Annotated in this window: 19 protein-coding genes; 11 read left to right on the top strand and 8 right to left on the bottom strand. The window is 71.6% G+C overall.

The features are described from left to right. Positions 1-145: 145 nt before the first annotated feature. Positions 146-2,017 (top strand): Na+/H+ antiporter, encoded by a 1,872-nt coding sequence (locus EKO23_RS16640; protein WP_134719242.1) that lies wholly within the window; start codon positions 146-148, stop codon positions 2,015-2,017. A gap of 27 nt (positions 2,018-2,044) precedes the next feature. Here the strand turns inward: EKO23_RS16640 and EKO23_RS16635 are convergent, their stop codons facing one another. Both EKO23_RS16635 and EKO23_RS16630 read right to left on the bottom strand, forming a co-directional pair. Beyond that, a complete protein-coding gene (locus EKO23_RS16635; RefSeq protein ID WP_134719241.1) occupies positions 2,045-2,932 on the bottom strand; it encodes an alpha/beta fold hydrolase in 888 nt (295 codons plus the stop codon). Positions 2,933-2,959: 27 nt separating this feature from the next. Then, positions 2,960-3,544 carry a TetR/AcrR family transcriptional regulator gene (locus EKO23_RS16630; protein ID WP_134719240.1) on the bottom strand — a complete coding sequence of 195 codons (585 nt, stop codon included), beginning with the start codon at positions 3,542-3,544 and terminating at the stop codon, positions 2,960-2,962. A 79-nt stretch (positions 3,545-3,623) separates the two neighbouring features. On the opposite strand from EKO23_RS16630, the gene EKO23_RS16625 reads away from it, so the two are divergent. Next, on the top strand, positions 3,624-4,259 hold the full coding sequence (locus EKO23_RS16625; RefSeq protein ID WP_134719239.1) for an MBL fold metallo-hydrolase: 636 nt from the start codon (positions 3,624-3,626) through the stop codon (positions 4,257-4,259). Between the two features lie 13 nt (positions 4,260-4,272). Here the strand turns inward: EKO23_RS16625 and EKO23_RS16620 are convergent, their stop codons facing one another. Both EKO23_RS16620 and EKO23_RS16615 read right to left on the bottom strand, forming a co-directional pair. Beyond that, the gene (locus tag EKO23_RS16620; RefSeq protein WP_134719238.1) at positions 4,273-5,541 is read right to left on the bottom strand and encodes an isochorismate synthase; all 1,269 of its coding nucleotides are present in this window, start codon (positions 5,539-5,541) and stop codon (positions 4,273-4,275) included. Between the two features lie 88 nt (positions 5,542-5,629). After that, positions 5,630-6,766, bottom strand: coding sequence for a L,D-transpeptidase family protein (locus EKO23_RS16615; RefSeq protein WP_134719237.1), 1,137 nt, complete (start codon positions 6,764-6,766; stop codon positions 5,630-5,632). 121 nt (positions 6,767-6,887) lie between these two features. On the opposite strand from EKO23_RS16615, the gene EKO23_RS16610 reads away from it, so the two are divergent. Then, on the top strand, positions 6,888-7,577 hold the full coding sequence (locus EKO23_RS16610; protein WP_134719236.1) for a demethylmenaquinone methyltransferase: 690 nt from the start codon (positions 6,888-6,890) through the stop codon (positions 7,575-7,577). A 21-nt stretch (positions 7,578-7,598) separates the two neighbouring features. Here the strand turns inward: EKO23_RS16610 and EKO23_RS16605 are convergent, their stop codons facing one another. From EKO23_RS16605 to EKO23_RS16590, 4 genes are all read right to left on the bottom strand, one after another. Then, the gene (locus EKO23_RS16605; protein ID WP_134719235.1) at positions 7,599-8,321 is read right to left on the bottom strand and encodes a hypothetical protein; all 723 of its coding nucleotides are present in this window, start codon (positions 8,319-8,321) and stop codon (positions 7,599-7,601) included. After that, on the bottom strand, positions 8,318-10,798 hold the full coding sequence (locus EKO23_RS16600) for a MinD/ParA family ATP-binding protein (RefSeq protein ID WP_134719234.1): 2,481 nt from the start codon (positions 10,796-10,798) through the stop codon (positions 8,318-8,320). Before EKO23_RS16600 ends, EKO23_RS16605 begins: the two co-directional genes overlap by 4 nt. 118 nt (positions 10,799-10,916) lie before the next feature. Beyond that, positions 10,917-11,123, bottom strand: a complete 207-nt coding sequence (locus EKO23_RS16595) for a hypothetical protein (RefSeq protein WP_134719233.1) — start codon at positions 11,121-11,123, stop codon at positions 10,917-10,919. 73 nt (positions 11,124-11,196) lie between these two features. After that, positions 11,197-11,394 carry a hypothetical protein gene (locus tag EKO23_RS16590; RefSeq protein ID WP_134719232.1) on the bottom strand — a complete coding sequence of 66 codons (198 nt, stop codon included), beginning with the start codon at positions 11,392-11,394 and terminating at the stop codon, positions 11,197-11,199. Between the two features lie 213 nt (positions 11,395-11,607). On the opposite strand from EKO23_RS16590, the gene EKO23_RS16585 reads away from it, so the two are divergent. The 8 genes from EKO23_RS16585 to nuoE all read left to right on the top strand — a co-directional run bounded on the left by EKO23_RS16585 (position 11,608) and on the right by nuoE (position 18,081). Continuing rightward, the gene (locus EKO23_RS16585) at positions 11,608-11,805 is read left to right on the top strand and encodes a hypothetical protein (protein WP_134719231.1); all 198 of its coding nucleotides are present in this window, start codon (positions 11,608-11,610) and stop codon (positions 11,803-11,805) included. Between the two features lie 251 nt (positions 11,806-12,056). Beyond that, positions 12,057-12,827 (top strand): AfsR/SARP family transcriptional regulator, encoded by a 771-nt coding sequence (locus tag EKO23_RS16580; RefSeq protein WP_167880517.1) that lies wholly within the window; start codon positions 12,057-12,059, stop codon positions 12,825-12,827. A 182-nt stretch (positions 12,828-13,009) separates the two neighbouring features. Then, complete coding sequence (locus EKO23_RS16575; protein ID WP_134719229.1) at positions 13,010-14,317, top strand: geranylgeranyl reductase family protein; 1,308 nt, start codon at positions 13,010-13,012, stop codon at positions 14,315-14,317. Positions 14,318-14,344: 27 nt separating this feature from the next. Next, positions 14,345-14,704, top strand: a complete 360-nt coding sequence (locus EKO23_RS16570; protein WP_134719228.1) for an NADH-quinone oxidoreductase subunit A — start codon at positions 14,345-14,347, stop codon at positions 14,702-14,704. A gap of 11 nt (positions 14,705-14,715) precedes the next feature. Beyond that, positions 14,716-15,270 (top strand): NuoB/complex I 20 kDa subunit family protein, encoded by a 555-nt coding sequence (locus EKO23_RS16565; RefSeq protein ID WP_134719227.1) that lies wholly within the window; start codon positions 14,716-14,718, stop codon positions 15,268-15,270. Then, positions 15,267-15,992, top strand: coding sequence for an NADH-quinone oxidoreductase subunit C (locus EKO23_RS16560; protein WP_134719226.1), 726 nt, complete (start codon positions 15,267-15,269; stop codon positions 15,990-15,992). The genes EKO23_RS16565 and EKO23_RS16560 overlap by 4 nt, the downstream gene beginning before the upstream one ends. Beyond that, positions 15,992-17,335 carry an NADH-quinone oxidoreductase subunit D gene (locus tag EKO23_RS16555; RefSeq protein WP_134719225.1) on the top strand — a complete coding sequence of 448 codons (1,344 nt, stop codon included), beginning with the start codon at positions 15,992-15,994 and terminating at the stop codon, positions 17,333-17,335. Before EKO23_RS16560 ends, EKO23_RS16555 begins: the two co-directional genes overlap by 1 nt. Further along, positions 17,332-18,081: an NADH-quinone oxidoreductase subunit NuoE gene (gene nuoE, locus EKO23_RS16550; RefSeq protein WP_134719224.1), complete on the top strand. Its 750-nt coding sequence runs from the start codon at positions 17,332-17,334 to the stop codon at positions 18,079-18,081. The genes EKO23_RS16555 and nuoE overlap by 4 nt, the downstream gene beginning before the upstream one ends.

Genomic DNA, 18,081 nt, shown 5'->3' with positions numbered 1-18,081 from the left:
TCTTGTCGGTCGAGGTGCCCGGTCTTGTCGGCCGCTCAGGCGGCACCCGCAAGATGGGGTACCTCGGACCGCAATTCGGGGCACCTCGGGGCGCAAGAGTGGGCACCTGGGCGGGGTGGGGTGACGGGCGGGGGAGGATGGGCGGGTGGAGATCGCCTTCTCACTCATCGTGCTGGCCGTCGTGGTGCTCACGATCACGGCGTTCGCGGGGCGGCTCGAGCTGTCCGAGCCGCTGGTCCTGATCGGCGCCGGGATCATCCTCGGCTTCCTCCCGTTCGTCCCCGAGGTGCACCTCCACGAGGAGGTCGTGCTGCTCGGGCTGCTGCCCCCGCTGCTCTACTCGGCCGCGCTGCAGACCTCCCTGGTCGACTTCAACGCCAACCGGCGGCCGATCCTGCTGCTGTCGGTCGGCCTGGTGATCTTCACGGCGATCGGTGTGGCGCTGGTCGTGAAGTGGATCATCCCCGACATGGACTGGGCGATCGCGCTGGCCGTGGGCGCCGTGGTCGCCCCGCCGGACGCGATCGCCGCCACCGCGATCGCGCGCAGGATCGGCCTGCCCCGACGGATCGTCACCATCCTCGAGGGCGAGTCGCTGCTCAACGACGCCACCGCCCTGGTCACCCTGCGCACGGCACTCGCGGCGGCAGTCGGGTCCGTCGCGCTGTGGGAGGTCGGCCTCGACTTCGTGGTCGCCGCCGGCGGCGGCGTCCTGATCGGCATCGCGACGTTCGTCGTGGTCGCCAAGGTGCGCAAGAAGGTCACCGACCCGCTGCTCGACACCGCGATCTCGCTGGTGGTCCCGTTCGCGGCGTACGTCGCGGCGGAGAAGGTGCACGCCAGCGGCGTGCTGGCGGTGGTCGTCGCCGGCCTGCTGCTCGGCCACAAGGCGCCGATCCTGCAGACCGCGCCGTCGCGGATCGCGGAGCGGACGAACTGGCGCACGATTGCCTACGTCCTGGAGAACACCGTCTTCCTGCTGATCGGGCTCCAGGCCCAGTGGATCGTCGAGGACGTCGCCGACAGCTCGCTGTCCGGCGCCCGGATCGTCCTGGTGTGCGCCGCCTCGCTGCTCGCCGTGATCGTGCTGCGGCTGCTCTGGGTGTTCCCGGCCCGCTACCTGCTGGTCCGGCCGGGGCCGGACCCGAGCACCGGGCGGAAGCCACCGTGGACGTACACATTCGTGCTCGGCTGGGCCGGCATGCGCGGCGTGGTCACGTTGGCCGCGGCGTTCCTGGTGCCGGAGGACACGGAGTACCGCGAGATCGTCCTGCTCATCGCGTTCACGGTCGTGGCCGGCACCCTGTTCATCCAGGGCATGTCCCTGCCCTGGGTGGCCCGCCGGCTCGAGGTGCCGCCGCCGGACCGGGCCGAGGACGCGCTGGCCCGGGCGACGTTGCTGCACCAGGCGACCCAGGCGGGCCTCGACGTGCTCAAGGAGGAGACCCAGGACGACCCGCACCTGGTCCGGGCCGCCATCAAGAGCCGGCTCGAGCAGCGGAACTTCGCGGCGTGGGAGCAGCTCGGCAGCACGAACGGCGACCAGGAGACGCCCAGCCAGACCTACGCCCGGGTGCGCCTCGAGATGATCGAGGCGGAGCGCGGCAAGGTGCTCGAGGTGCGCAGCGGGGGCAACATCCCGCAGGACGTGGTCCGGGAGGTGCTCGGCATGCTGGACGTCGAGGAGTCGATGCTCGACTACGCGACGGTCGCCCAGGAACGGCTCGAGGAGGGACGCGTGAACGCAGCCAGGATCGGCGGGACCTGCGACGACCTGGAGGCCGCGCCGTCGTACCGCGAGCCGAACACGCCCGGCGAGTGCGAGGACTGCGTCCGGCAGGGCACCACGTGGGTGCACCTGCGCACCTGCCTGGCCTGCGGGCACGTGGGGTGCTGCGACTCCTCGCAGTACCGCCACGCGACCGCACACTTCCGCGAGACCGGCCACCGCGTGATGCAGTCGGCCGAGCCGGGCGAGTCCTGGCGCTGGTGCTTCGTGCACCACCAGACCGGCTGACCGCCCCCACTCGAGCCGCGGAGCGGCTCACGCCGCGACGGTCTCGACGTCGTCGCGGATGAACGCGACAGTCCTGGCCACCACGGCCGGGTCGTGCAGGATTCGGCGGTGGCCGAGACCTTCGGTGCTGACCAGCTCGGCGAGCGGGAGGTCGGCGACTAGCCGAGCCGCATCGGCGTACGACGTCTGCCGGTCGCCCCGGTCATGCACCACCAGCGTGGGCACCGGGTCGACGTGCGCGGCCTGCACCCGCGCGTCGAACTCGGCGAGCGGCAGGCCGACGAGGTCGTGGGCGTCCCGCTCGAACGCCCGGCGGGTGCGACGCCCGAAGCCGAGGGCCAGCTGGAACTGGTCCACGAGTGACGACGCCTCGACCATCGGCGCCAGCAGCACCAGGCGACCCGTGCCGAGCCAGCCGTAGCGCAAGGCGAGGTAGGCCGCCATGGTGCCCAGCGAGTGAGCGACGACCGTGTGCGCCGGGCCGAAGCGGGCGGCGACCTCGTCGAGCGCCTTGCCCATCTCGACGCCGTGGGTGCGGCCGGGACCGGCAGGCCCGTGCTCGGAGCGGCCGTGGGCCGGGGCGTCGAACAGCACGACGCGGAAGCCCGCGGCGGTCAGGGGCGCCACGAACGACGCCAGCTGGCTGCCTCGTCCTCCCCACCCGTGCACGAGGTAGACCACGGGACCCTCGCCCCAGACGTGACCCCGGACGGCGGCGCCCAGCGAGGTGACGGCGAAGGGCTCGCCGCCGGGCGGAAGGGGCGTGTCGGAGGCGATCGGGGGGATCGTGAACCAGAGGTTGCGGACCGCCCGGCCGCCGAGCCGGGGAGCGAGCACCTCACCGGTCCGGAACAGCCAGCGGCGCGTGCCGTGGGTAAGACGAACGATCGTGCTTTTCGGGAGCGATGCGGACATGACGGATTCCTTCTCGGGTGGGTGGGGTCAGGCGTGGTAGCAGGTGACGAGGCGGTCGAAGGACGAGCGCGCCCGGCGTACGGCGAGGTCGTCGTCGAGGAGCCGCAGGAACTGGTGGAAGCCCAGCGTGAGCGCGTGGAACTCGAACGCGAACTGGTCGGGATCGGTGTCCGCGCGGAAGTCCCCCTCGGCGATGGCCGTGCCCGCGATGGTGGCGATCGACTTCAGCCAGTCCTGCTGGTGGCGGGCCAGTGCCTCGCGCATGAGTCCCGGCCGGTCGTCGTACTCCACGGCGGCGGTGACGTAGACGCACCCGCCGTCGAGGACGTCCTCCCACTTGAGCCAGGACTCGAAGAGTGCGCGCACCCGGGCCTCTCCGCGGGGCGCGTCGAGGGCCGGCCGCATCACGGTGTCGATGAACCAGCGCCGCGCGTGCTCGAGCGTCTGCAGCTGGAGCTGTTCCTTGGACCGGAAGTGGGCGAACAGGCCGCTCTTGCTCATCCCGGTCGCCTCGGCGAGCTGGCCGATGGTGAGGCCCTCGAACCCGACGCGCGATGCGATCTGCAGCGCATCGTCGAGGATCGCGGTCTTGGTCTGCTCACCCTTGCTCATGGCAGAAAAATAGCACGATCGTTCGGATCCGGCACTCCGGTCTCGACCGGGCCGTCTCGGGCAGGCCTACTGTGGGGACATGCGGATCACGAAGTTCGGCCACGCCTGCGTGCGGCTCGAGCACGACGGGCGCACCCTGGTCCTCGACCCCGGCATGTTCACCGACCCCGAGGCCGTCGACGGCGCAGGAGCCGTGCTGATCACCCACGAGCACCCCGACCACTACCAGCCCGACCTGCTGCGCCGGGCGGACGCTCCGGTCTTCACGATCGAGGCGGTCGCCGCCCGGATCCGGGAGGACGCCCCGGACCTCGCCGAGCGGGTCACCGTGGTCGCGCCCGGCGACACGTTCGACCCGGGCATCCCGGTGCGCGTCGTCGGCGAGCTGCACGCGGTGATCCACCCGGAGATGCAGCGGTTCTTCAACAGCGGGTACGTCGTCACCGGCGACGTCACGGTCTTCCACCCCGGCGACTCGCTGACCCCGCCCGGCGAGCGGGTCGACGTGCTCTGCGTCCCCGCCAGCGCGCCCTGGCTGAAGGCCTCGGAGGCGGTCGACTTCGCCCGCGAGGTCGGGGCGCCGACGAACCTGGCCATCCACGACCGGATCTACACCGAGGCGGCGCACGCGATCCTCGAGGGGCACATGAACCACTTCCTGCCCGGTGCCGGGCAGCGCTACGTCCGGCTGGCCGACGGGGCCGACCTGGCCTGACCGGAACGCGCGGTCAGGCGGGGCCCAGCGCGTCGCGCACGGGCACGAACTTCGCCTGTGCTTCGGCCAGCTCCGCCTCGGGCACCGAGTCGGCGACGATGCCGCAGCCGGCGAACAGGCGGACGGTGCGGCCCTCGACCTCGGCCGAGCGAAGCGCGATGCCCCACTCGCCGTCGCCGGAGGCGTCCATCCAGCCGACCGGGCCGGCGTACCGGCCGCGGTCCATGCCCTCGATCTCCGCGATCAGCGCGACCGCGTCGGGGGTGGGGGTGCCGCCGACCGCGGCCGAGGGGTGCAGCGCCTCGGCCAGCTCCAGCGACGACACCGAGCGTTCGGGGTGCTCGGCGGCGTGCACGACCCCGGCGACGTCGGTCGCGAGGTGCATGACGTTGGGCAGGTGCAGCACGAACGGCGCCTCGGGCACGTTCATGCCGGAGCAGTGCGGCTCCAGGGCCTCGGCGACCGACCGGACGGCGTACTCGTGCTCCTCGAGGTCCTTCGACGACCGGGCCAGGGTCGCCGCCAGCGCCAGGTCGCGCCCGTCGTCGCCGGTGCGGCGGATGGTGCCGGCCAGCACCCGGGAGGTGACCAGGCCGCGCTCGCGGCGGACCAGCATCTCGGGGGTGGCGCCGAACATGCCGTCGACGTGGAAGGTCCAGCACATCGGGTACGTCGCGGCGAGGCGCTGCAGCGGCCACCGGACGTCGATCGGTGTGTCGGAGGTGGCGACGAGGTCGCGGGCCAGGACCACCTTCTCCAGGGCGCCGGAGCCGATCCGCGCCACCGCGTCGGCGACGACGGACATCCACTCCTCGCCGTTGAGCGCGCCGTCGGTGAAGCTCACGCCCGGCGGCACCGCGGCGGTGGGACGCTCGGCCAGCGGGTCGTCGAGGCGGTCCGCGGCGGGGCCGACCGTGGTCAGCCACGCCCGGTCGCCGCGGTGGCCCACGACCACGCGGGGCAGCACCAGCACGGAGTCGCCTGGCTCGTCGGCGAACGCGAACGAGCCGAAGCAGACCGGGCCGGTGCCGGGCTCGACGACCTCGTCGGTCACCAGGGCCCGGGCCACCGTCTCCGACCACCACTTGGCGGCGTCGGAGAAGCGGGTGGGGCCCGACGTACGGACCATCGCGGCGACGCCCCAGCCGACCAGGCCCTCGCCCCGGCGCAGCCACGTGACCGGGGCGTCGTCGGGGAGGAGGTCGACCAGGTCACCGAACGGGAGGTCGAGAGCGACGGTGCGGACGACGAGGGCCTCGTCGTGGGGCGCACTGGTGGTCACGAGGGAGCAGCCTACGCCGCACCCTCGCGACCACCCGACTCGACGCCCCCGGGACACCTGGCGCGATCCGGCGCGGGACGTCGGCTGGTCAGGACCAGTAGACGATCACCTTGTCGCCGACGCCCACCTGGTCGAACAGCCACACCATCCCGTTGTAGTCGCGCACGTTGACGCAGCCGTGGGAGTTGCCGTTGTAGCCGTTCGCCGCGAAGTCCGGCGAGTAGTGCACCGCCTGGCCGCCGCTGAAGAACATCGCGAACGGCATGGACGTGTGGTAGAGCGTCGACACGTGGTCGCGGGACTTCCGCAGCACCGAGAACGCGCCCTCGCGGGTGGGCAGCTCGTCGGAGCCGAACCGCGCCTCGTACGTCGCGAGCACCTTGCCGTCGACCACCCAGCGGACCGTGCGGCTGGACTTGTCCACGCACAGCGCCCGACCGGTGGTGCAGCGCGGGTCCAGCGGGGCGTTCGTCGCGCCGGTCGAGGGCGCCTTGTTGTGCTTCTCGCCGTACGACGGGGTATGGGTCATCGCCGCCAGCCGGTCGAGCGTGCGCTGGTCGACCTCCCCGGTGACCGGGATCTGGCGCTTGGCCTGGAAGCCCTTGACCGCGGTGACGGTCGCGGCGTCGTAGGTGCCGGTCACCGGACCGTAGATCCACGCGATCTGCTTCAGCCGGGCCTGGACGTCACGGACCCGGTCGCCGGTGTCGCCGGCGCCGAGCAGGCGGGGGCCGGGCCTGAGGATGTTGAACTTCTGGTCGTGGGTCGGGGTCTTCGTCATCGCGACGAGCCGGCGCCACGTCTTCTGGTTCACCGAGCCGTTCGCCTGGAAGCCGCGCTTGGCCTGGAACCCCTCGACCGCGTCGCGGGTCGCGGCGTCGTAGGTGCCGGTGGTGTGCTCCGGGAACCAGGCCAGCTGGAAGAGCCGGTGCTGCAGCTCGCGCACCTGCTCGCCCTTGTCGCCCGGGGCCAGCACGTAAGCCGGCTCCGGCGGCTCGGTGGGTGTGGGTGTCCCCGACGGCTCCACCGGGTCCTCGGCAGGCTCCTCGGAGGGGGTGTCCGTCGGGGAGCCGGTCGCGCCCGGTGTGGGGTCGGCGCCGCTCGTGGGGGAGCCGGCGGCCTTCTCGTTGCCGAGCTCGTGGTAGGCGCGTCCAGCGCCGTAGGCGGTGGCCGACAGCAGGGCAGCCGCGAGCACCGTGAGTGCGATCAGGCGAAGTGCCCTCATGGCGTGGTTCCTTCCGGAGTCCCGAGAGAAGTCAGTGTCACGTGTGATGACGCACGATCAGGGGATTTGGTTGCTTCGCACCGGATCCGTGTCTCGCGAGCGGGCCGCATAGGGTGGCGCCGTGACCCGCGCTGACCTCGGCAAGAACCCCCACGACGTACGCCGCATGTTCGACGCTGTCGCGCGCCGCTACGACGTGACCAACGACGTGCTCTCGCTCGGGCAGGACCGCCGCTGGCGCAAGGACGTCATCGACGCCGTCGACCCCCGGTCCGGCGACGTGGTGCTCGACCTGGCGGCGGGCACCGGCACCTCCAGCCAGCCGTTTGCCGACCGCGGCGCACGCGTGGTGCCCTGCGACTTCTCGCTCGGGATGCTCCAGGTGGGCAAGCAGGCGAAGCCGCACCTGCCGTTCACGGCCGGCGACGGCACGAAGCTCCCGTTTGCCGACGACACCTTCGATGCGGTCACGATCTCGTTCGGGCTGCGCAACATCGTCGACCCGCGGGCGGGTCTGCGCGAGATGCGCCGGGTGACCCGGCCGGGCGGACGGCTGGTGGTCTGCGAGTTCAGCCACCCGACCTGGACGCCGTTCCGGACCCTGTACGTCGAGTACCTCATGCGGGCGCTCCCGCCGATCGCCCGGGCGGTCTCCTCCAGCCCGGACGCCTACGTCTACCTCGCCGAGTCGATCCGGGCGTGGCCCGACCAGGCCGGCCTCGCTGCCTGGGTGGCGGAGGCCGGCTGGTCGTCCGTCGAGGTGCGCAACCTCAGCGGCGGGATCGTCGCCCTGCACCGGGCGACGGCCTGACCCTTCCTACGGGGTCCCTTCCTACGGGCTCGAGACGTCCACGTCCGCGCGCTTTGTGGTGGTACCGAGGTCGTCGTTGACCAGCGTCGCCAGGTCCGAGAGAGGGGTGCTCGCCGCGCTGGTGCCGGTGCCGCGGGCAGCCGACGGCGCAGCCGCGTCGCCGGCCCGGAGCAGCCGGTCCTGCTCGTCGACCCAGGCGCGCAGCTCCGCCATCGCGGGGCGGCTGAGCTTCCCCGCGTCCGGAGCGGCGACCACGAGCTGGTAGGCCTTGGCAGCGGTGCTGCACGCCGTGCAGCCGGCGTTGGTCGCCAGCGCCCGGTTGTTGGCGGTGATCCCGTGCAGGCCGCGGACCACGACGACCTGCACCGAGAGCGCGGTGCCGCCGCAGTCCTTGCACGAGGACCAGGCGACCGCGGCGTTGTCGACCTCGACCCCGCGCGGGCGGACGGCGTAGACGACCTGGAGCGTCCTCGACGCGCCGGTGCAGCCGTCGCAGGTGGCGGAGGTGAGGGCGGAGGTGTCGGCGCGGACCGGCTGCCACCAGACGGTGTCGACGTCGAAGGCCGTGTCCGTGACGGTCGGCCGGGCCTCGCCGGGGTGCGCCGAGGCGGTCAGGTCCAGGCTGCCCGTGCGGTAGCCGGACTGCGCGAGCGACGTCATGTACGACGTGCCGAGGACGAGCACGAGTGCCGCCGCGACGGTTGCCACGATCCGGCTGGTCGAGTGGTTCATCGGCTGGTTCATCGACGAAGCCCCTGTTCCCTGAAGTTGTCGGCGACGGCGGCGGCCAGCTGCACGAGGTCGTCCCGGGTCTGCCGCCGCAGCCCGGACAGGTTGGTCTGGGCGCCGACCTCGAGCGCGGGGTCCCAGGGCACGGTCAGCACGTGCTGGCAGCGCTTCTCGAAGTGGTTCTGCATGAGGTCGTGCGGTGAGTCCGCGCCCTTGCGCAACCCGTTGATCACCACCACGGCCCGCGAGACCAGCTCCTCGAACCCGTGCTCGTCCATCCAGTCCAGCGTCAGCGCGGCGGCGCGGCCGCCGTCCAGCCCCGGCCCGAGGACGACGACGAGCTGGTCGGCCTCCTCGAGCAGGCCCTGGTTGGCGCTGTCGAGGATGCCGGTGCCGGTGTCGAGCAGGATCAGGTTGTAGAAGCGGTCGAGCAGGGTGATCAGCCCGTGGTAGTCGTCGCGGTCCAGTGCCTGCCCGATCCGCGGGTCGTCGTCGGAGGCAAGCACCTCGAGCCGGGACTCCTCGGCCTGGGAGGTGTAGTCCCGCAGCCGCGAGTAGCTGTCGATCCGGTCGACGTCGCGGAGCACGTCGGTGATCTTCCGGTCCCGCGGCGGCGCCACCCGGTGAGCGAGGTTGCCGGCGTCCGGGTTGGCGTCGACCGCGACCACCCGGTCTCCGCGCAGCATCGCGAAGATGCTGCCCAGCGCGAGCGTCATCGTGGTCTTGCCCACGCCGCCCTTGCGGCTCATCACGACCACCCGGCGGGACCCCTCGATCGGGGTCCGCAAGCGGGCCTCGAGGGCCGCCCGCCGCTGCTCGGCCGGGCTCAGCCCGGGGTTCAGGCTGTGCCCGCTGAGCACGAACACGGCCCGGCGCCAGCCGGAGGTGGGGACCACCGCGCGCCGGGGCAGCATGTTGTCGTCGCTGAAGTCCGCCGCGGACGGCAGCCGCGGCACCGGCACGGCGGCCACGGCGGCCGCGATCGCCGGATCCACCCGGTTCGCCTCGGCGGGGTCGTCGGAGCCTCGGAACATCGCCTCCGCGGCCGCCACGGCCTCGGCGTCACGCTGCTCGGCGGCCCGTCGGCTCCGGGCCCGGGCGAGTGCGACCAGCGGGGCGACCAGCTTCCAGAGGATCACCGCGACCCCGACCAGCGGGACCAGGATGAGGAAGATCGAGATCGTCGACAGCGCCATCATGGCCACATCCCGCTCGGGCCAGGCCAGGGCGAAGGCGTCCTGCTGGGCGCGGATCCCCTCCCGTGCCGAGTCCACGAACTCCGGGAGCGACCACACCAGCCAGCCGATCACGAACACCAGCAGCGGCACCACCACGAGGACCCAGCCGGTCACGAGGCGGCGGGCACGCGGCGTGAGGTCCTGCACGCGCGGGTCCGGTGGCTGGCCGGGGCGCAGGCTGCGCAGCACCGGCCCCACCCGCGAGAACAGGTCGGGCACGCCGGCCAGGTCGGCCAGCACGTAGTAGCCGTCGAAGCGGACCACCGGGAGCAGCTGCTGCAGCATCTGGACCTGGAGGACCACCAGGGACAGGAGCATCACGCCCCACCCGGTCTGCAGGTAGGCCGCGGCCATGACCACCACGCACCAGGCGTTGAAGTAGAGCCCGCCCAGGTCGGTGCGCACGCGTCCGCCACGGCTCAGCCGGTAGGAGTCCGTGACGTCGGTGTAGAAGGCGGGGAACACGATGTACAGGCCGACGCCGATCGCACCCGGCCGGGCGCCCCCGTACCGGCAGGCGGTGGCGTGGCCGACCTCGTGGACGAGGGCGGCGGCGGTCAGGGCGACGTACATCAGCAGGGCCTGGGTCGGCTGCAGGAAGACGCCCTGCACGGCGAGCCAGAAGTCCGCCGTGCGGTAGAGGTAGATGTCGAGCGCGACCATGCCGAGGACGCCGAGCACCACGACGGGCGGCCAGTAGAGAGGGTGCAGCCACCCGGCCACGCGCCGGCTCCAGTACGGCGGGACGATCGTGCCCTTGACCGTCAGCGCGAGGAGCGGGTTCGCCCGCGGCAGGGCCTGGGTGGACGGCGGCACGGAGCCGTCGCCGACCTCCTCGGCCAGGCCGAGCGGCGAGAGCCGGGTGGTGACGACGTACTCGAGGCCGGCCGGGGTCAGGGTCCGTCCGTGGGCGTCGCTGACCAGCGACGCCACCTCCTCGGGCGAGCGGAACGGCTCGAGGTGGATGAGCACCAGGTAGAGCAGCTCGCTGAGCTGGAGGACCTGGTCGTCCCAGCGGCGCACGAGGTACGTCGGGTCGCGGAGGCCCGAGTCCTGGGACTGGCCCAGCACGTCCAGGTCAGGCGTCCGTCGCCAGCGCGTGGACGCGGCGTGGCGCGCCGCGCCCGACGGGGCGGTCCCGTTCCGGTCCGCCGCGTCGTTCCGGTCCGCGGTCTCGTGGGTCCCCGGGTCCTGGGTGGGGATGTGCCGTCCTTCACCGACTACGTCGTAGCCGTGCTCGGTTGCCTGGTTCATGTTCGGCCCCGCTCTGGTTGCTCTGGTGTGCTCTGGTTGCTCTGGAGGGTCGGCAGGGGCGTGCCGGTGGGATGACGGCGGGCGCGCCAGAGCTGCACGCCCGCCGCCACGGCGGGGGCTAGTTGTGCTGGGCGGATGCGAGGTACTGGAGCGCGAGGGCGTTGGCGTGCGAGTTGATGGTCCCGGCGTTCACCGCGATCGCGATGTTGACACCGACGACGTTGCTGACGTTGACGCAGCCGAAGTAGCACAGCGTCTCTCGGCGGGGCAGGAGCTGGGCATCCTGCCTCGTGAGCTCGTCGAGCCCGATGACGGGGCGTGACATGTCCGTTCACCCCCTCCCGTGCGGAGCAGTGGCCGGAAGGGCGTGGCCCCCGACCGGAGGCCACGCCGTGCAGTCAGCTCTGGTTGACGCTGATTGCCTGGAGCGCCGCACTGTGGGCGACGGAGAAGTGGGATCCGGCGTTGACGGCCAGTGACGAGTTGGTCGCAGAGATCCCGGCCCAGTTGTACTTGTTGAAGAACAGGGTCTCCCGGGCAGGAAGAAGCTCGGCAGTCTCGGTGTCGAGCTCGGTGAAGGTCAGCTCCTTGCGCATGGTGGTCACCTCCTCCCCGTGCGCCGGTCTGTGACGGGTTCCATCGAACCGAGGTCCCGTGATCGCCCCGTGATCGTCGGGTGATCGGGCTGTGATCGCCGACCGGCGCGACGGGTAGCGTTGATGCGGAAGACGACTCGTGTCGGGGGAGTCTGTGCTAGTAATCGTCACTATCCGATAGTGAGAACGGACGGACCCGAAGGACCGACACACGTGGACAACACCCCGGACCTGGCCGAGCAGCTGCCCGACGGCGTCATCGTCGTGCGCTCGGTGTCCGGCGTGGCGAACGGGGACCGGGCCTTCCGGGTCACGATGGGGACCGACGCGGAACCCACGGTCACAGTGGTGTCCGAGGTGCAGGCGTTGCATGAGTTGCTCGACGCCTGGGTGGACTCACTGGGGTCCTGACGCGTCCGGGCGAGCACACCGATGCACGGGGATCCCCGGGTCAATGATCCGTTGGCACCATTGACCCCTGCCGAGCTCTGACGGTTGTAGACAGGTGGCCGCTTCGTGCCTTGACACCCACCAGCCCCAGCAGTTTCCTGACAGGAAGTCCTACTCCACAGCCGGTGGGTCGACAGAGCACTCCAGAGCGGGGCGTGGGTATGCGACCGCAGTCAGATGGGTCAGCCAGGGGAGGCGCGCACCTCCAGCTCTTGGGCTGGTGGCACCTCACGCGGGGCCGCGACGCCCTGCACCTCGGCGGGCGCGAGCAACGGCTCGTCTCCCTGCTCGCCCTGCGCGGGCCCCGTCCGCGGGTGCTGGTCGCCGCGACGCTGTGGCCGGACACCCGCGAGGACCGCGCCCGGGCCAGCCTCCGGACGGCGGTCAAGCAGACCCAGGAGCACGCTCCGGGCCTCCTGGAGGCGGACCGGACCACGATCGGGCTGAGCCGACGGGTCCGGGTCGACGTGCACGACCTCGACCACGCGATCGACGACGCGATCGGCTCCCACGTCGCGGAACCCGCCCGGCTGCTGACGGTGCTGCGCTGCGACGAGCTGCTGCCCGGGTGGTACGACGACTGGGTGCTCTACGAGCGCGAGCGGCTGGAGCAGCAGAAGGTGCGGGCGCTGGAGATGCTGGCGACCGCGGCCTACGACGGCGGTGACCTGGTCACGGCTGTCGACGCCGCCCGCGAGGCGATCCGGATCGAGCCGCTGCTCGACACCATGCGGTCGGTGCTGATCCGGGCCCGGCTCGGGCTCGGCGACACCTCCGGGGCCGTGCACGAGTTCCGGCTCTACCGCCGCTACCTCGCCCAGGAGCTGGGCATCGAACCGCCGCCGGCGCTGGCGGCCCTGTTCGAGGGCACCCGCCCGGCACCCGCCGGGTCCTCGATCCCGGTGCCGCGCCCACGTCGCTCCGGAGTCGTCGCCAACGGCGCCCGGTCCGACCGGACCCGGCGGACCCGGGGCCCGGCCTGACCCGACGCCCGGCCGGGGCGCACCGCCGGTCGTCGTCGGGGCGTGCGGACCGGTGTGCGGAACCGGTGCACACCCCGGGTTCCGATGGAGAGCGAGGCGTCCTAGACTGTGGCCCGCACCACTATGTGAAGCCTTTCACAAACTCACATGCGCCCCCAGCCAGACCGAGATCGAGGGATCCGATGACCGCCGCAGCCTTGACGCCAGGAGCTGAGCGTCAGGCACAGGTGATCGTCGTCGGCGCTGGTCCGGCGGGGTCGGCCACCGCCTACCACCTCGCCAACGCGGGCATCGACGTGCTGCTGCTCGAGAAGGGGTCGTTCCCGCGCGACAAGGTCTGCGGCGACGGGCTCACCCCGCGTGCGGTCAAGCAGCTGGTCGGCATGGGCTTCGACCTCGACCAGGCCGGCTGGCAGAAGAACAGGGGCCTGCGGATCCGCGGTGCCGGCCACGTGATCGAGCTGCCCTGGCCCGACCTCGCCAGCTTCCCGCCGTACGGCGCCGCCCGGGCGCGCATGGACCTCGACGAGCTGCTCGGCCGGCACGCCGAGAAGGCCGGGGCCCGGCTGCTCGAGCGCACCGCCGTCACCGGCCCGGTCGTCGACGACGCCACCGACCGCGTGGTCGGGGTGACCGCGAAGCCGGTCGACGACCGCGGCCGCAAGGCCGGCGACGAGGTCACCTACCGCGCGCCGATCGTGGTCGCCGCCGACGGGGTCAGTGCGCGGATCGCGATGGCCCTCGGCCTCGAGCGCCGCGAGAACCGCCCGATGGCGGTCGCGGCCCGCGCCTACTACCGCACCCCCATGCACGACGACCCATGGATGGAGTCGTGGCTGGAGCTGTGGGACGGCAAGCCCGGCGCCAGCAACCAGCTCCCCGGCTACGGCTGGATCTTCCCGCTCGGCGACGGCACCGCCAACGTCGGCCTCGGCATCCTCAACTCGAGCGCGGCCTTCCGGTCCATCGACTACAAGGACTCGATGCGGCGCTGGCTGGCCAACACGCCCGAGGAGCTCGGCTTCCGCGACGAGAACCTCGTGGCGCCGATCCGGTCGGCCGCGCTGCCGATGGGCTTCAACCGCAAGCCGCACTACACCCGCGGCGTGCTGCTGGTCGGAGACTCCGGCGGCATGGTCAACCCGTTCAACGGCGAGGGCATCGACTACGCGCTCGAGGCCGGCCGCACCGCCGCCGAGACCGCGGTCCAGGCGCTCGGCCGGGTCCCGGGGCCGATGCGCGAGCGGGTGCTCGAGGGCTACCCGCAGGCGCTCGACGCGGCGTACGGCGGCTACTTCACACTCGGCCGTGTCTTCGCCAAGATGATCGGCAACCCCACGTTCATGAAGCAGGCCACGAAGTACGGCCTGCCTCGTCCCACCCTGATGCGCTTCATGCTCAAGCTCATGGCGAACCTGACCGACCCGCGCGACGGCGACGCGATGGACCGCATCATCAACGGACTGAGCAGGGTGGCCCCCGATGCCTGACGCCAGAGAGAACAAGGGAGGGAACTGATGGAGCTCTACACCCCCGTGCTGGCGCTGGCCCTGCTCGCCGCCGGCTTCGCGATCTTCTCGATCGTGATGAGCGCCCTCGTCGGCCCGAAGCGCTACAACCGCGCGAAGCTCGACTCCTACGAGTGCGGGATCGAGCCGACCCCGCAGCCGGTGGGCGGCGGCCGGTTCCCGGTGAAGTACTACATCACCGCGATGCTCTTCATCGTCTTCGACATCGAGATCATCTTCCTCTACCCGTGGGCCGTGCACTTCGACGCGATGGCCTTCTTCGGGCTGGTCGAGATGGTCGTGTTCATCGCCACCGTCTTCGTCGCCTACGCCTACGTATGGAAGCGCGGCGGACTGGAATGGGACTGAGGTAACAGCACGTGGGTATCGAAGAGAAGCTCCCCAGCGGCGTCCTGCTCACGACGGTCGAGGGCGTGGCCGGCTACATGCGCAAGGCGTCGTTCTGGCCCGCCACGTTCGGCCTCGCCTGCTGCGCCATCGAGATGATGACCACCGGCGGCCCGAAGTACGACCTCGCCCGCTTCGGCATGGAGGTCTTCCGGGCCAGCCCGCGCCAGGCGGACCTGATGATCGTGGCCGGCCGGGTCAGCCAGAAGATGGCGCCGGTGCTCCGCCAGATCTACGACCAGATGCCCGACCCCAAGTGGGTGCTCGCGATGGGCGTGTGCGCCAGCTCCGGCGGCATGTTCAACAACTACGCGGTCGTCCAGGGCGTCGACCACGTGGTCCCCGTCGACATGTACCTTCCCGGCTGCCCGCCGCGGCCCGAGATGCTGATCGACGCGATCCTCAAGCTGCACGACCAGGTCCAGCACGCCAAGCTCGGCTCCAACCGCGCCAAGCAGGTCGTCGAGCTCGAGACCTCGGCTCTCAACGCGCTGCCGACCTCCGAGATGAAGGGCCAGCTCCGGTGAGCGACGACGACAAGCTGGAAGGCCCGGAGACCGCGGTCGAGCAGCCGGCCACCGCGCAGTCCCCGGAGAACGTCCCGGTGCCCGAGGAGACCCGGGTGACCGCGGTCGGCGAGCGGCACGGCATGTTCGGCGTCCGCGGCAGCGGCGACACCAGCGGGTACGGCGGGCTGGTCAAGCCGACCGTGTTCCCGTCGCCCGCGCAGCGTCCGTACGGCGGGTGGTTCGACACCGTCGCCGACGGGCTGGACGGGCTGGTCGAGTCGGTGGTCATCCACCGCGGCGAGATCACCTTCCACGTGGCCCGTGAGAACCTCCTCGAGGTGGCCCGTCGGCTCCGTGACGACGAGCAGCTGCGCTTCGAGTTCTGCTCGGGCGTCAGCGGCGTGCACTACCCCGACGACACCGGGCACGAGCTGCACGCGGTCTACCACCTGCTCTCGATGACCTGGAACCGCCGGGTTCGGCTCGAGGTGACCTGCCCCGACGCCGACCCGCACATCCCGAGCATCGTGTCGGTCTACCCCACGAACGACTGGCACGAGCGCGAGACCTGGGACTTCTTCGGGATCGTCTTCGACGGCCACCCGGCGCTGACCCGCATCCAGATGCCCGACGACTGGCCCGGGCACCCGCAGCGCAAGGACTACCCCTTGGGCGGCATCCCCGTGGAGTACAAGGGCGGCACGATCCCGCCCCCGGACCAGCGGAGGTCGTACAACTGATGGCAACCACCGACCCCTACGCCGCCTCCGAGGCGGAGACCAGCCAGGGACGGGTCTTCACCGTCACCGGCCAGGACTGGGACTCCGTCGTCGAGGGCATCGGCTCCGGAGAGACCGACGAGCGCGTCGTCGTCAACATGGGCCCGCAGCACCCGTCCACCCACGGGGTGCTCCGCCTGATCCTCGAGCTGGAGGGCGAGACGGTGACCGAGGCCCGCTGCGGCATCGGCTACCTCCACACCGGCATCGAGAAGAACATGGAGTTCCGCTCCTGGGTGCAGGGCGTCACGTTCTGCACCCGCATGGACTACCTCGCCCCGTTCCACAACGAGGCGACGTACGTCCTCGGCGTCGAGCGGCTGCTCGACATCGAGGACCAGGTCCCGGAGAAGGCGCAGGTCATGCGCGTCCTCCTCATGGAGCTCAACCGCATCTCGAGCCACCTGGTGTGCATCGCCACCGGCGGCATGGAGATCGGCGCACTGACCGTGATGACGATCGGGTTCCGCGAGCGCGAGCTGGTCCTCGACCTCTTCGAGCTGATCACCGGCCTGCGCATGAACCACGCGTTCATCCGCCCCGGCGGCGTCGCTCAGGACCTGCCCCCGGGTGCGCTCGACGAGATCCGCGACTTCATCGCGCTGATGAAGAAGCGGCTCCCCGAGTACGCCGCCCTGTGCAACGCGAACCCGATCTTCAAGGCCCGCCTCGAGGGCGTCGGCCACCTCGACCTCGCGGGCTGCCTGGCGCTCGGCATGAGCGGCCCCGTGCTGCGCTCGACGGGCTACGCCTGGGACCTCCGCAAGACCCAGCCCTACTGCGGCTACGAGGACTACGACTTCGACGTGCAGACCTGGGACACCGCCGACTCCTACGGCCGGTTCCGGGTGCGGCTCGCCGAGATGTGGGAGTCCCTCAAGATCGTCGAGCAGTGCGCCGACCGGCTCGCCGGGCTCGAGAAGGCTCCGGTGATGATCGAGGACAAGAAGATCGCCTGGCCGAGCCAGCTGGCCATCGGCAGCGACGGCATGGGCAACAGCCTCGACCACATCCGCCACATCATGGGCGAGTCCATGGAGGCCCTGATCCACCACTTCAAGCTGGTCACCGAGGGCTTCCGGGTCCCCGCCGGGCAGGCCTACGTGCCGATCGAGTCGCCCCGCGGCGAGCTCGGCGCGCACGTCGTCTCCGACGGCGGCACCCGACCGTTCCGGGCGCACTTCCGCGACCCGTCCTTCACCAACCTGCAGGCCACCAGCGTGATGAGCGAGGGCGGCATGGTCGCCGACGTCATCGTCGCCATCGCCTCGATCGACCCCGTGATGGGAGGCGTCGACCGGTGAGCATCTCCACCACGACGTACGACGAGCTGACGCAGATCGCCGCGCGCTACCCGCACGCCCGCTCGGGCCTGCTCCCGATGCTGCACCTCGTGCAGAGCTCCGAGGGCCGGGTCACCCCGGAGGGCATCGAGGCGTGCGCGGAGATCCTCGGCATCTCCGCCGCCGAGGTGTCCGGCGTCGCGACGTTCTACACGATGTACAAGCGACGCCCGGTCGGCGACTACCACGTCGGCGTCTGCACCAACACGCTGTGCGCGGTGATGGGCGGCGACGCGATCTTCGAGCGGCTCAAGGACCACCTCGACGTCGGCAACGACGAGACCACCGAGGACGGCAAGATCACCCTCGAGCACGTCGAGTGCAACGCGGCCTGCGACTACGCCCCGGTGGTGATGGTCAACTGGGAGTTCATGGACAACCAGACCCCCGAGTCCGCGACGCAGCTCGTCGACGACCTGCGTGCCGGCGCCGAGGTCCGCTCGACCCGCGGCCCGCGCATCTGCACCTGGCGCGAGGCGGAGCGGGTGCTGGCCGGCTTCCCGGACGGCCTGGCGGACGAGGGCCCGGTCGCCGGTCCGGCGTCGCTGGTCGGGCTCGAGATCGCCCGCGAGCGCGGCTGGACCGCGCCCGGCGACTCCGCCTCCGGCCGCACCGGCACCCCGGGCGGGGAGTCGCGGGCCGCGGCCGCGGAGACCGCCGACACCCAGCGGGCCGAGTCCGAGACGAAGGTCGAGGAGGGCAAGTGA

This window comes from Nocardioides guangzhouensis, from assembly GCF_004519545.1.
Taxonomy (GTDB): domain Bacteria; phylum Actinomycetota; class Actinomycetes; order Propionibacteriales; family Nocardioidaceae; genus Nocardioides; species Nocardioides guangzhouensis.
The sequence above is the reverse complement of the archived record's forward strand: the minus strand, read 5'-3'. Positions and strand labels throughout refer to the sequence as shown.